Below are 13581 nucleotides of genomic sequence, written 5' to 3' on the forward strand. Positions count from 1 at the left end.
ACCCATTTTTTATTCTTTACTTTCAAAGAAGAATTCGTATTGTATTTTATATAATTCATCATCCGTTGGCTCTTCAAGAGGAATTGCTTGTAAGACAACTGTATACTCACCATTTGGAATAGATATTTGAAATTTGTTTGAAAGAATGCTCGTTATAACGATACTTTCATTTTCAACCGTAAAAGGAACCGTAATCGTTCTAACCACTTCTTCTTTTTCAATATGTTTCCCTGGGGTCACTTTCACTTCACAAGTATAATCAGAAAGTGCTTCAAAAATAACAGTTCCCTCTGCCTCAGCATAACCTCTTTCAAAATCTTCATCCGTCCAGTCTACATAAGGCTGCTCACCGTCATAGTTCATCAACATTAATTGCGAATAAGAAATTGTTAACTCCATAGTTCCCCTTCTCCTTCATTATGAAATGTACAAATACTACTTCACTTCAAATTTCACACGCGTACCATCTGGATATTTATCTAACTTATTCCCTACCCAAGAGCCTGCTCCCCGGTTATCCGCCGGACTTATATATTCAATATGTGCTCCTTTTCCGCCTTCCTTGCACATCGCCATTGGCCATTCATCACGATCATACCCTTTTTTTGATGGATACGGTGCTAACGACAATTTCCTTCTATCTGCAGCACCACCACGATCGATTGTACAAACTTCTGAATGCCCTTCTTTTATAGCATCCGTAATATGTTTTCCTGTCTCTGGATAACGTTCTTTCGGAAATTCTAACACTTGATCATACGTATTCGTTTTCTTTACACTTGTTTCCTCTGGCACAAGCACTTCATAAACTGCTACTAAAATAGACAGAATTGCAATAATTGAAATGATAATACCTTTTAATTGCTTCATGTATACCTCCATGTTTCTACCAGTTTCTTTTCCTCAGTTATTATAACAAACTTCTCCTGTATATGTTTTCAGACATTATTTTAGTTATTCCTTGCCATTCCGCCAAAAAATTTCATTTTTTCACTAATGCTGTAGAAAACTAATAGCCTTCCGACATTCTTTTTCAAAGGAAGTCCTCATAAAAGATTGAAATGATATATACGATACTTTTTGGGGAGGAAATATCATGGAAGCTACCTATAAAACGAAAGATGTCACGAATAAAACAGGCATCCCAAAACATATAGTCCGCAAATATAGTCAACTGTTAGAGGAACATGGTTATATGATTTCTAAAACAGCTGATGCTCGTATTTATAAACTTGATGATTTAAAACTATTGAAATCTATACATGAAAGAGCTGCCACATTACAAGAAGATATTTCAGAAACGATACCGATTATTTTAAAAGAAAAAGAGGCCCCACCTGTACCAGTTATACAAGATAAGCAAGAGATACAACCGAAAGAAAAAGAAGATGGGCGTAACTTTGAGGAGTTCATGTTGAAACTTGAAATGCTAGCTCAATTAAATGAAGCAATTATTCATCAAAATTCTACTCTAATTACACAAAATCGTTTAAAGGATGAGAAACTAGATGAATTGATGCAACAAGTGTATGTAAAAGAAGGCTCTCAAGAAAAAATGCTTCAAGAGTTAGTCGAGCACGCCGCTCAAACAGATGCATTGCAAAAAGAAAAAATGGACTTATTAATGAATCATATGTATAAACGAGAATCCAAACAAGAAGAAAAAATGAATAAACTTGTTAGTCAAATTTATAACAAGGACAGTAATCGTGATGCACAGCTTATGCAAGTTATTCGAGAAATTCAAGAAACAAAAAGAATGGTCGCTGCCTCAAAAGAGCAAAGCTTCTTTCAATCATTTAAAAGTTTATTTAGCCGAGCAAAACAAGAAAAAACAAATGAATAAACAATATAAAATAAAAAGTTACCTTCCATCGGTAACTTTTATTCCTTATTTTGTACAGCTGGTAATATAATAATTGCTTCAGTGCCTTTTCCACTTTCACTCTTATATTCCAATGTACCATTATGCGCTTGTAAAATACTAAATGTTACCATAAGCCCTAATCCTGTCCCTTTTTCTTTTAAAGAATAATATGGTTGCCCCAGCCTTGCTAACTGTTCTTTCGTCATACCAACACCACTATCTTTAACTCTTATTATGATTGTTTCGTCTTTTTGAATAGCTGTTACTTTTAAATATCCTTTATTTCCTTGAATTGCTTCAATACCATTTTTAACAACATTCATAATAGCTTGCTTCAATTTTGTCTTATCACCAATCGTATAAAGACTTTCTGAAATTTCAACTTGTAAATATACACCTTGCATTGCTGCAAATGACGACATAAGAGTGGTCATTTCTATTAATTGGGCTGATAAACAAATGTGTTCTTTTTTCTCAATTTGCGGCCTTGCTAAATTCAAGTAATCTGAAATAATTTGTTCCGCCCGATCCAATTCAGCTAATACGAGACGCATATAATCCTTATTCTTCACATCTTCCGTACTTTCTAGCAATTGGATAAATCCACGAACAACAGTAAGTGGATTTCGAACTTCATGTGCCACACTTGCTGCTAACTCACTTACAATATTAAGCTTTTCTGATTTTTGCATCTCTGTACGTAGCAATGCATTTTCATTTAAATATTCAGTTAAATACACCTGAAATACCATTGTCATGACCATGATAAGCGAGGCAAATATAAATCCGCTATATATTTGCGAAATATACGGTGTAAATCCTGTTTCCAAAAGAACATTAATCATGCCTAATACTAAAGAAACAAGCACATAAAATGATGAAATCATAAATGCTAAAATTAATTTCTTATCTCTTGAAAAAAGAGACCATTTCTTTGATAAAAATAGCGGAACTATCAATAGAAATGTTACTTCTAAAACTGGAAGAAAGCTCATTCCCTTTAGTAACCATTCATATGCAACAAAAATAACCGCTGGGATTAAACCAACAATCCCACCATATAAAAAACCACTGACAATTGGAATTGGGTGAAAGTTATACCCACACACATTGCCAAAACAAATAGAGTATGTCATGGAGAGAACGAGCGTAACGCTAGATAAAAACATAATAAAGTAACGATTTGGCTTCGGAGGCATTTCTTGATAGCGATTTAAACGAATCGCTTCATATAAAAATAGTGGTAAAATTATGATGGCAATTTGAATCAACAAATCACGGATAAGCTCCATAACCTCTCATCCCCTATATGTATTTTGATATGATTATATCATTTTATAGGTTTATTTGTTTTAAAATTTTGATTTTTCTTAACATATTTGTTAATTCTTTGTTAACAACTCATAATAATTGTTACAGATTTTCGAAATGATTGTAAACCCTGTACCAAATTTCCTTCGTGCAGTATACAATGAATACGGATTACAAAGAAAATGTAAAAATACTTTTTTAGACGGACAACTATAGCAAAATACAGCATATAATCCATACTATCTATGTTTACAAATAAGTGATCATTACTTTAGTAGGAGGAAGATAAATATGGCGGGTACTACGCTTGTTTTAAAAGAAGAAAATTTGGTTGTTCTAGAAAATGTTGAAAAATCAGTATATGAAGAGTTACAGCATAAAGCAGGAGATGAAGATTGCACATGTGCTGTGAACGAATCAGTTGTTCACCTTGGCAAGGTATCCTCTGTACTCTGGAATGAAGATGAAATAGATTGGGAATACGGATATTAAAAAGTCGCTTATAGCGGCTTTTTTTTTCTTTTCTCTCTCTTTCTAAATTACATATACAAAGCGCAATCATAGAAAATATGATAAAATGAACTTAATTTTCAAACGGAAGAAAGGGAGATACAATGGAACAATTCATTAACCCTAGAGTGAAGGATATCCAAATTTCTGGAATCCGTCAATTCTCTAACATGATTCAAAACTATGATAATTTGATTTCTTTAACAATTGGACAACCCGATTTCCCTACACCTTCTCTCGTAAAAGAAGCGGCAAAACGGGCTATTACAGAAAACTATACAAGCTATACACATAACGCTGGTTTACTAGAATTACGTAAGGCAGCTTGTAACTTCGTAAAAGATAACTACGATTTACATTACTCACCTGAAAACGAAACCATCGTTACAATTGGTGCTAGCGAAGCAATTGATGTTGCATTCCGAACGATTTTAGAGCCAGGAACAGAAGTAATTTTACCTGCTCCTATTTATCCAGGTTACGAACCTATTATTCGATTATGCGGTGCAACGCCCATTTTTGTAGATGTTCGTGAAACTGGATTCCGTTTAACAGCTGACGCGCTAAAAAATGCTATTACAGAAAAAACAAGATGTATCGTACTACCATATCCTTCTAACCCAACTGGTGTAACTTTATCCATAGAAGAATTAAAAGATATTGTAGATGTTTTAAAAGATAAAAATATTTTCGTCCTTTCAGATGAAATTTATAGCGAGCTTGTGTATGAACAAAAGCATACATCTATCGCTCATTTCCCAGAAATGCGTGAAAAGACAATTGTCATTAACGGTTTATCTAAATCACATTCTATGACTGGCTGGCGTGTTGGACTTTTATTCGCACCAAGCTATTTAGCAGGACACATATTAAAAGTTCATCAATACAATGTAACGTGTGCTACTTCAATCGCTCAATACGCTGCGATTGAAGCATTAACAGCTGCTAAAGACGCACCCAAAATGATGCGCCACCAATATAAAAAACGCCGTGATTACGTATATAATAGACTCACTCAAATGGGATTAGCAGTTGAAAAGCCAACAGGTGCATTTTACTTATTCCCATATGTCGGTCATTTGACATCTTCATCATTTGATTTTGCACTTGATCTTGTCAAAGAAGCTGGACTAGCTGTAGTTCCTGGAACAGCATTCTCTGAATACGGTGAAGGCTACCTTCGCTTGTCCTATGCGTATAGTATCGAAACTTTAAAAGAAGGCTGCGACCGATTAGAAGCCTTTCTAATAAAAAAAGCTAAGAGTTAAACTCTTAGCTTTTTTATGCATAATGATCACAAGTTTGACGTTTTAGTAATTTATGAGGAATAATGATACACTTTGCAGTGGATTCTGCATTCTCTACTTTATCAACTAAAGCTTTTGCTGCCTCATATCCTAGCTGATAAATATTCACATCAACTGTCGAAAGTGGAGGGCTCGCAATTTCTGATAATAAAGCATTATTAAAGCTTACAATAGAAACATCCTTCGGTACAACGAATCCTTTTTTAGAAAGAGCACTTAACACACCAAGTCCAATTAAGTCATCCGTTGCCATAATTGCCGTTGGCGGTTGCTGCAGTCCCATTAATTCCTCAACGGCTTGTTGACCACTTTCTCTCGAAAAATCAAAATGTAAAATATATTCTTTTGGTAATACAATGTCTGCTAATTTCAAGGCATCACTCATACCAGCTAAACGATCTCTCGTTACAAGTAAATCTGATCCACCACCAATGAACGCGATTTGCTTATGCCCTAATGAAATTAAATATTCTGCCACTTCTCTTGCAGCTGTATAATTGTCATTATCTACATATGTAATTTCATCTTTTCGATCATATGGTTTTCCTATTAAAACAAACGGGAAATTTTGTTCATGTAAATATTGAATAATCCGATCATTCTCCCTTGAATATAAAAGAATAATACCACCAATTTGACGTCCCTGTACCATCTTTACGACACCATTAAAAATTTCTTCTTCCGTTTCACCTGTCGACATGTAAAGCGCATAACCTTCTACGTGTGCAAATGAACTAATCCCTCTTATAACTTCTGGGAAAAATGGATTTTGAAAAGCTTTACTTGCAGAACTTGGCATAACAAGACCAAGTGTTTTCGTCGTTTGGTTCGCAAGATTTCTCGCATTTAAATTGGGATGATACCCTAATTCACTCATCACTTTCCTAACACGGCGCTTTGTCTTTTCACTTATACTTGGATTATCAGCAATTACACGAGAAACTGTTGATGGTGCCACATTCGCTTGCTTCGCCACATCTTTAATTGTAACTGTCATAAAAATCCCCCTCCTCTCATTTCTCTGCCATTTTTCATATATTTTATCTCGCACTCATTGCAAGTCATAAACTTTCATTTCTTATATCTTGCAAAACTAATCCTATTCTCCCTCTTCATGTATTGTAAGGGATATAGCTATTTTTTCCTATACTATAATATACTATTTATTTCACTTCTTTTCACATGTGATGTCAAATCTCTTTTCATCTCCCTATAAACTTATTTATAGGGAGATGAAAAGAAAAATGGGACGTAATGTCCCATTTTTCATCCTTTTGTACCTCCAGCTGTTAAACCGGAAACAAAATATTTTTGTAGTGATAGGAATAAAATTGAAATCGGGATCGCAATTAACACTGAACCCGCTGCAAACGTTGTAAATTCATTACCGAATTTTTTCGCAACCATTTCATATAATCCAACTGCTAAAGTATAATTTTCTGGTGTTCGCAAAATAATACTCGCTAAAATGAAATCTGTAAATGGACCAATGAAAGTAAATAATGCTACAACCGCTACGATTGGCTTTGCAAGTGGCATAATGATTTGCCAGAAAATACGGAAATGCCCTGCTCCATCCATTCGAGCTGATTCATCCAGTTCTTTCGGAATCGTATCAAAATACCCTTTCATAAGCCATGTATTCATCGGAATTGCTCCGCCCACATAAATTAAAATTAATGCAAGGTGTGTATCAAGTAATCCTGTTAACTGAGCTAATATATATAGTGCGATTAACGCTGCAAAATTCGGGATCATTTGCAGAATTAAAAATGTTAATAAACCATTCTTTCTTCCAACAAAACGATATCTCGAAAATGCATAAGCAGTAAAACTAATGGCTAGTACAGAGAAAATCATCGTCATTACGCTAACTTTCAAAGTATTTTTATACCAAAGTAAGTAATTACTTGAATCGAGATCAAGTAGCTTGCGATAATGATCTAATGTGGCGTTTTTTGGAATAATACTTGACCCAGATAAACTATCACCTGGATTAAACGATGAGCCAATTATCCATAGTAATGGATAGAAAACAATCGCACACATTATGAAGATAACTAAATAACTTAATGAAAGACGTAGCATCTTTTGTCGTTTAATATTCATTTACATCATATCCTCTTCTTGGAATGATTTTGTTCTCTTAAATTGCCATAACGCAACTGTAATAACGATTAACGATAAAATCATTGTAAGAGCTGCTGCTTTGCCGTATTGAGCCGAAGTCATCGTTAACTTATAGATCCATGAAATTAAAATATCCGTTCCACCTGCATTTTGTCCAGACACAGCAGGTCCCCCGTTATTAAATAGATAAATAATACTAAAATTATTAAAGTTAAACGTATATTGCGTAATTAATATTGGCGCTGTTGCATATAACACAAGTGGCAATGTAATTTTGCGGAACTGTTGCCAAGCAGTTGCTCCGTCTACTGTAGCCGCTTCATATAATTCTCCTGGAATCGATTGCAGTATACCTGTTGTCATCGCAAAGACGAACGGGAAACCAAGCCACGTTTGAATCATAATTAAAGCAATCTTTGACCAAAACGGGTCTGTCATCCAAGCAATCTTTTCAATCCCGAATAAAGCTAATACTTGGTTATTAATTGCTCCAAATGTTTCATTAAACATACCAGCAAATACAAGAATAGATACGAACGCTGGAACAGCCCACGGTAAAATAAAGATTGTTCGAATAATTGCCTTACCTTTAATACCAGGCTGATTTACGATAATCGCTAAAAAAATACCAAGTGCAACTTGTAATGTTGTTGCAACGAATGTCCAAATGACAGTCCAAGAAAATACACTTAAAAATGTATCTCTCCACATCGGTAATGTGAAAATATCAATAAAGTTTTTAAAGCCCACCCAATCTACTAATTTAGCTGGAGGAGAATGATATAAATCATAGTTTGTAAATCCAATTAAAATTACGAAGATGATTGGAAATACGACAACAAAGATAAGTAGTAGAAAACCTGGTGAAACCATTAAATAAGGAAAGCCTTGATCTAACAAATTACGGTATTGCTCTTTTACAGAATTTAACGGTGTTCCAATATCACGTTTCTTCCCATTTTGATATGCATCATATAAGTTAAATGCATATATGCCAAGCCCAAAAGCGATAACGATAAGTGCCAAGATCCCTTCTACTAATAGAAAGACGGAATGGTCACGTGGAACTTCTGTACCGAGCGTTACAATGCCCCATAATCCCATATTTAATAAATCAGCAAAGGCTACAATAAATGAACCTGTTAATACTAGAAAAATAAGACCTTTTACAAATTGTTTATTATACATTTGGCCCACGCCTGGAATGATTGATAACATGGTTGCCACTTTCCTATGCTTTGAATCATTTAACCCCTTTGCAGGTTCCATAGATGTTTGCATGTTCCTTCCCCCTTTTTTCTTCCTACATGGAAGGGAGAGAATTCGTGCCCCTCATATTAGAGGCACGAATTTCACCTTATTTTTTCTTACTATGATTTGCCTCAATATTACCTTTAATTTGTTTCACTGCACTATCAAGTGCGGATTTTGGTGCTTCTTTATCTGATACAACTAATTGAAGCGCATCTCCAGCTGGTTTCCAAACTTCTTGCATTTCTGGAATATTTGGCATTGGAATTCCATTTTCAGATTGTGTCGCAACCGCTTTTGCAGCCTCATTTTCTTTAATGATTGGATCTTCCATTACTGATTTTACTGGTGGAATTTCTTTCGTTTTCTCAAAGCGAATTTTAGCATTTTCTTCATTTGTAACCCACTCAGTAAATTTTGTAGCTAAATCATTTTGTTTAGAGAAGCTTGTTACATGCCATCCTTTTACGCCAACGAACGTTTTCATCGGTTGACCATTTGGTAATTTCGGCATTGGAGCAACACCATAGTCTATTCCAGCCTTTTCCATCGCTTGGAATGCCCATGGACCATTCATAATAGATGCTGCTTTTCCTTCATTAAATAATCCATCTGCAGCTGAACCACCAGATTCACCGATAATACCTTTCGGGAATAACTTTTCTTTATACCATTTTTGAATATATTCAGCACCTTGTACCGCACCGCTATTATTTAATCCAATATCATTTGCATTTGGCTTTCCATCTTTTTCACCAAATACATAACCACCCATACCTGCCATAAATGCATTAGCAAAGTAGAAGTTATCTCCTAGTGCTAAAAATCCGTATTTTCCATCTTTCGTAAAGTCTTTTGAGAAGTTAAACAGTTCATCCATCGTTTCCGGCGCTTTTTGCATCATTTTTTTATTATAAATAAAGATTGGTGTTTCAATCGCTTTTGGTAAACCATATATTTTTCCGTTATATGTTTGTGCTTCTATTGATAAATCTGTAAATTTACTTTTTACTGTATCATCTACTTTCACTTCTGAAAGTAGCCCTTCTGTTACCGCATTACCAATATGATCATGTGGCAATGTTACAACATCTGGCCCTGTGCCAGCTGGACCGTCGAGACGAAGTTTTTCTATTTGTTTCGTCATCTGAACCTCTTCAACTTTTACTTTCACATTATATTTCTTTTCAAAACTTTTCACCGCTGGCTCTAGACCCACACCTTTTTTCTCATCTTCCCAAACAAGAAGATCATAGTCTTTTTTCGCTTTACTTTCCTCTTTTTTCCCTGAATCTTTCGGTCCACATGCAGATAACATACCAATAGATAATGCTGAAACCGTTAATAATGATAATGCTTTCTTCATCCCAAAAACCTCCCTAAATTGTCTATGTACCTCAGTAACTGAAAACGTTTGCATTTAATAGTTTAATTGAAGCGCAAACAATATCTCAAGTCTATGAAAACGTTTGCGCTATTTGTCTATCATTATACATTCTTTTATTCATTTTGCAAATATTAATTTAAAAATTATGTCATTATACTCTTTATACATTGACTTTATATGAAATGAATACTACTCTTATAAGCAATATTAAAGCTATAAGAAAGGCAATCGTTTGCAATACAGGCTTTATTATTACACTTAAGGGAATACTATGTATAGAGATATTGAAGGGGGATTTTCTATATGTTTAAAGAAGCCATTTATCATAGGCCGAAAGATAATTATGCATACGCTTACGATGAACAAACAATTCACATCCGAATACGTACTAAGAGAGATGATGTTCAAAGCGCCGATCTTATTTACGGTGATCCTTACGAATGGAAAGACGGGAAATGGATATCAGCAAGTACACCAATGAAAAAAACGGGTTCTACTGCATTATTTGATTATTGGTCCATTGCAATCGAACCAAAATTTAAGCGCTTACGTTATGGGTTTGAATTAAAATCTGAAACAGACACTCTTATTTATACAGAGCGAGGATTCTTTTCTAACATTCCAAATGATGATGTTGGTAACTTTTTTTGTTTTCCATTTATTCATGCAGATGATGTATTCAAAGCACCATCGTGGATTAAAGACACCATTTGGTATCAGATTTTCCCTGAACGATTCGCTAATGGCGATAGTACGCTGAATCCAGAAAACACCCTTCCTTGGGGAAGTACGAATCCAACTCCAACTAATTTTTTCGGCGGGGATTTTGCTGGTGTTATTCAAAACCTTGATTACCTTGTTAAGCTTGGCATTTCCGGAATATATTTCACACCTATTTTCAAAGCTCATTCAAACCATAAATATGACACAATTGACTATATGGAAATTGATCCACAATTTGGGACGAAAGAAACTTTTAAAGAGCTCATTGAAGAATGTCATAAACACGGTATAAAAGTAATGCTCGATGCTGTGTTTAATCATAGTGGATACTTTTTCGAGAAATTTCAAGACGTTCTAGAGAACGGTGAGAAGTCTGCATATAAAGAGTGGTTCCACATTCATGAATTTCCAATTATAACCGATCCACTTCCCAATTATGATACTTTCGCCTTTACACCGTATATGCCTAAATTAAATACGGCTCATCCAGATGTAAAAGAATACTTACTTGAAGTAGGACGTTATTGGGTACGAGAATTCAATATAGATGGCTGGCGCCTTGATGTCGCAAATGAAGTCGATCACAACTTTTGGAGAGAATTCCGAACTGAAATAAAGACATTAAATCCTGAAGTATATATTTTGGGAGAAATTTGGCACGATGCCCTTCCGTGGCTACAAGGCGATCAATTTGATGCTGTCATGAGCTACCCTGTTACAAACGCTCTACTTTCTTACTTTGCTAACGATTCCATTAAAGCAAGTGAATTTATGAAGCAAATTACAGAATCTCTACATTCCTACTCTATGAATGTAAATGAAGCAGCCTTTCATTTATTAGATAGCCATGATACTCCAAGAATTTTAACAACATGCAATGGAGATAAAAATAAGTTGAAATTGCTCTATGTATTCCATCTTTCTTTCATCGGCTCTCCATGTATTTATTACGGAGATGAAATCGGCATGGATGGTGGTATGGACCCCGATTGCCGTAAATGTATGATTTGGGATACTAAAGAACAAGATCATGCATTATTTACACATATACAAACATTGATTTCATTACGAAAACAACATGCAGCTTTTGGAGGACATGGTACTTTTCAATTCATCGAAGCAAATGATGAACATAATTATATTTCTTATACGAAAACATATGAGGATGAAACTATCTTTTTCGTTTTAAACCCTACTAATAGTGAAGTTACAGTTTCACTCCCTCTTCATGTTACTGGTAAGAAAATAATTAACATTTATACAAATGAAGAATTTTCAGCAGAAGCAAGTGTATTACAAGTTACACTTCCTCCATATGGATTCTCCATATTAAAATGGTAACCAAAAAAATCCTTATGCCAAGGTGGCATAAGGATTTTTCTTATTTCAATTTGAATACCATCGCTTCATACGGACGTAATGTAATGTTATCTATCAATCCGATTTCTACATCGTAATTGTGTATGAATAATTCTGATTCACTATAACTAATATCCTCAGGCATTTCAAATACACTTTCATCCGCAGTAAAGTTTGCAATAACAAGTAGTTTTTCGTCTCCATATGTTCTTACATAAGCAAAAATAGAAGGATTATTCTCTAATATTAAATCATATGATCCATATACAACTATTTCATTATTTTTGCGTAGCTCAATTAATTTCTTATAGTAATAAAAAATTGAACCTTCATCTTGGATTGCTTGTTTCACATTAATCTCTTTATAGTTAGGATTTACAGTAATCCAAGGCTCACCCGTTGTAAATCCAGCGTGATTCTGATCATCCCACTGCATCGGAGTTCTAGCATTATCACGACCCTTTATATAAATAGATTCCATTACTTTTTCTATATCTTCACCATGGTCTATCACTTTTTCTTTATACATATTTAACGTTTCAATATCTCGATATTCATCAATTGATTGGAATCGAACGTTCGTCATTCCGATTTCTTCACCTTGATAAATATATGGCGTTCCCTTCATCATATGAAGAACTGTCGCTAACATTTTTGCAGATTCAATGCGATACATTCCATCGTTACCAAAACGAGATACAACGCGAGGCTGATCATGGTTATTCCAATAAAGGCTATTCCATCCGGTATGCTCTAATGCTTTTTGCCACTTTGTTAAATTCTCTTTTAAAGTAAGAAGTGAGCATGGTTTTACATCCCACTTTCCACCTTCTCCTGAATCTAAATCCATATGTTCAAATTGGAATACCATTTGCAACTCTTTTCGTTCTTCTCCAGTATACAATTTGGCTTCTTCTGTCGTTACACCTGGCATCTCACCAACCGTCATAATATCATAATGCGATAATACTTCCTCATTCATTTCATGCAAATATTTATGAATGTTTGGACCGTTCATAAAATGTTTATGACCTGAAACATATCCATCTTCATCTGTTTCAACAGTTGGTAACCCTTCTTCTTTAGAAATAAAATTGATAACATCCATGCGAAATCCATCAATTCCTTTTTCTAACCAAAACTTCATCATCTCATAAACATCTTGTCTTACCTTTTCATTATCCCAGTTTAAATCTGGTTGTTTTTTAGAAAACAGATGTAAATAATATTCATCCGTCATTTCATCATACTTCCATGCAGATCCACTAAAAGCAGCTCCCCAGTTGTTCGGTTCTTTCCCTTCTTTTCCAGGACGCCATATATAGTAATCTCTATATTTATTATCTTTTGATTTACGTGATTCAATAAACCAATTATGTTCATCAGATGTATGATTAACAACTAAATCCATCATCAATTTCATATTACGTTCATGCATTTCATGTAATAGTTCATCCCAATCTTCCATTGTTCCGAACTCGTTCATAATTTTACAATAATCACTTATATCGTAACCATTATCATCATTTGGAGATTCATAGACAGGTGATAACCAAATCACATCAATCCCTAACTCTTTTAAGTAATCTAGCTTTGAAATAATCCCTTGAAGATCTCCTATACCATCACTGTTACTATCCATAAAGCTACGAGGATAAATTTGATATACTACGCTTTCTTTCCACCATTGTTTTTCCATTATGCTACCCCATTTCATTCATAATTCATTTTTCTTT

Annotated in this window: 12 protein-coding genes; 4 read left to right on the forward strand and 8 right to left on the reverse strand. The window is 34.5% G+C overall.

Going from position 1 to position 13581, the window contains the following annotated elements:
• Window positions 1-9: 9 nt before the first annotated feature.
• Entirely contained in the window at window positions 10-399 is a 390-nt protein-coding gene (locus AC3EMB_RS19600) for a competence protein ComJ (protein ID WP_000424024.1), read from the reverse strand.
• A gap of 36 nt (window positions 400-435) precedes the next feature.
• Window positions 436-870, reverse strand: coding sequence for a DNA-entry nuclease (gene nucA / locus AC3EMB_RS19605; protein ID WP_000811494.1), 435 nt, complete (start codon window positions 868-870; stop codon window positions 436-438).
• Window positions 871-1096: 226 nt separating this feature from the next.
• Here nucA and AC3EMB_RS19610 point away from each other — a divergent pair, with 226 nt between their 5' ends.
• A complete protein-coding gene (locus AC3EMB_RS19610; RefSeq protein ID WP_000388467.1) occupies window positions 1097-1846 on the forward strand; it encodes a DUF3967 domain-containing protein in 750 nt (249 codons plus the stop codon).
• A gap of 38 nt (window positions 1847-1884) precedes the next feature.
• Here AC3EMB_RS19610 and kinB read toward each other — a convergent pair whose 3' ends face one another.
• Window positions 1885-3159: a sporulation sensor histidine kinase KinB gene (gene kinB / locus AC3EMB_RS19615; RefSeq protein WP_000420372.1), complete on the reverse strand. Its 1275-nt coding sequence runs from the start codon at window positions 3157-3159 to the stop codon at window positions 1885-1887.
• 310 nt (window positions 3160-3469) lie between these two features.
• Here kinB and AC3EMB_RS19620 point away from each other — a divergent pair, with 310 nt between their 5' ends.
• Entirely contained in the window at window positions 3470-3670 is a 201-nt protein-coding gene (locus tag AC3EMB_RS19620; RefSeq protein ID WP_000929276.1) for a hypothetical protein, read from the forward strand.
• A gap of 122 nt (window positions 3671-3792) precedes the next feature.
• A complete protein-coding gene (locus AC3EMB_RS19625; RefSeq protein ID WP_053563723.1) occupies window positions 3793-4956 on the forward strand; it encodes an aminotransferase A in 1164 nt (387 codons plus the stop codon).
• Window positions 4957-4969: 13 nt separating this feature from the next.
• Here the strand turns inward: AC3EMB_RS19625 and malR are convergent, their stop codons facing one another.
• From malR to AC3EMB_RS19645, 4 genes are all read right to left on the reverse strand, one after another.
• Window positions 4970-5992 (reverse strand): maltose operon transcriptional repressor MalR, encoded by a 1023-nt coding sequence (gene malR, locus AC3EMB_RS19630; RefSeq protein ID WP_000219053.1) that lies wholly within the window; start codon window positions 5990-5992, stop codon window positions 4970-4972.
• A 269-nt stretch (window positions 5993-6261) separates the two neighbouring features.
• Complete coding sequence (gene malD, locus AC3EMB_RS19635) at window positions 6262-7104, reverse strand: maltosaccharide ABC transporter permease MalD (protein WP_001022603.1); 843 nt, start codon at window positions 7102-7104, stop codon at window positions 6262-6264.
• Window positions 7105-8406, reverse strand: a complete 1302-nt coding sequence (gene malC, locus AC3EMB_RS19640; RefSeq protein ID WP_001194982.1) for a maltosaccharide ABC transporter permease MalC — start codon at window positions 8404-8406, stop codon at window positions 7105-7107.
• A gap of 76 nt (window positions 8407-8482) precedes the next feature.
• Window positions 8483-9742 carry an extracellular solute-binding protein gene (locus AC3EMB_RS19645; protein ID WP_000709931.1) on the reverse strand — a complete coding sequence of 420 codons (1260 nt, stop codon included), beginning with the start codon at window positions 9740-9742 and terminating at the stop codon, window positions 8483-8485.
• A gap of 324 nt (window positions 9743-10066) precedes the next feature.
• Here AC3EMB_RS19645 and AC3EMB_RS19650 point away from each other — a divergent pair, with 324 nt between their 5' ends.
• Window positions 10067-11827: an alpha-glycosidase gene (locus AC3EMB_RS19650; RefSeq protein WP_000471774.1), complete on the forward strand. Its 1761-nt coding sequence runs from the start codon at window positions 10067-10069 to the stop codon at window positions 11825-11827.
• Between the two features lie 40 nt (window positions 11828-11867).
• Here AC3EMB_RS19650 and malL read toward each other — a convergent pair whose 3' ends face one another.
• Complete coding sequence (gene malL / locus AC3EMB_RS19655) at window positions 11868-13544, reverse strand: oligo-1,6-glucosidase (protein ID WP_050844464.1); 1677 nt, start codon at window positions 13542-13544, stop codon at window positions 11868-11870.
• Window positions 13545-13581: the final 37 nt, after the last annotated feature.

Source organism: Bacillus sp. LQ16 (genome assembly GCF_057784645.1).

Excerpts from the sequence above, each read along its gene's own strand:
- AC3EMB_RS19600 (WP_000424024.1), bottom strand. The coding sequence starts at position 399 with ATGGAGTTAACAATTTCTTATTCGCAATTAATGTTGATGAACTATGAC.
- nucA (WP_000811494.1), bottom strand. The coding sequence starts at position 870 with ATGAAGCAATTAAAAGGTATTATCATTTCAATTATTGCAATTCTGTCT.
- AC3EMB_RS19610 (WP_000388467.1), top strand. The coding sequence starts at position 1,097 with ATGGAAGCTACCTATAAAACGAAAGATGTCACGAATAAAACAGGCATC.
- kinB (WP_000420372.1), bottom strand. The coding sequence starts at position 3,159 with ATGGAGCTTATCCGTGATTTGTTGATTCAAATTGCCATCATAATTTTA.
- AC3EMB_RS19620 (WP_000929276.1), top strand. The coding sequence starts at position 3,470 with ATGGCGGGTACTACGCTTGTTTTAAAAGAAGAAAATTTGGTTGTTCTA.
- AC3EMB_RS19625 (WP_053563723.1), top strand. The coding sequence starts at position 3,793 with ATGGAACAATTCATTAACCCTAGAGTGAAGGATATCCAAATTTCTGGA.
- malR (WP_000219053.1), bottom strand. The coding sequence starts at position 5,992 with ATGACAGTTACAATTAAAGATGTGGCGAAGCAAGCGAATGTGGCACCA.
- malD (WP_001022603.1), bottom strand. The coding sequence starts at position 7,104 with ATGAATATTAAACGACAAAAGATGCTACGTCTTTCATTAAGTTATTTA.
- malC (WP_001194982.1), bottom strand. The coding sequence starts at position 8,406 with ATGCAAACATCTATGGAACCTGCAAAGGGGTTAAATGATTCAAAGCAT.
- AC3EMB_RS19645 (WP_000709931.1), bottom strand. The coding sequence starts at position 9,742 with ATGAAGAAAGCATTATCATTATTAACGGTTTCAGCATTATCTATTGGT.
- AC3EMB_RS19650 (WP_000471774.1), top strand. The coding sequence starts at position 10,067 with ATGTTTAAAGAAGCCATTTATCATAGGCCGAAAGATAATTATGCATAC.
- malL (WP_050844464.1), bottom strand. The coding sequence starts at position 13,544 with ATGGAAAAACAATGGTGGAAAGAAAGCGTAGTATATCAAATTTATCCT.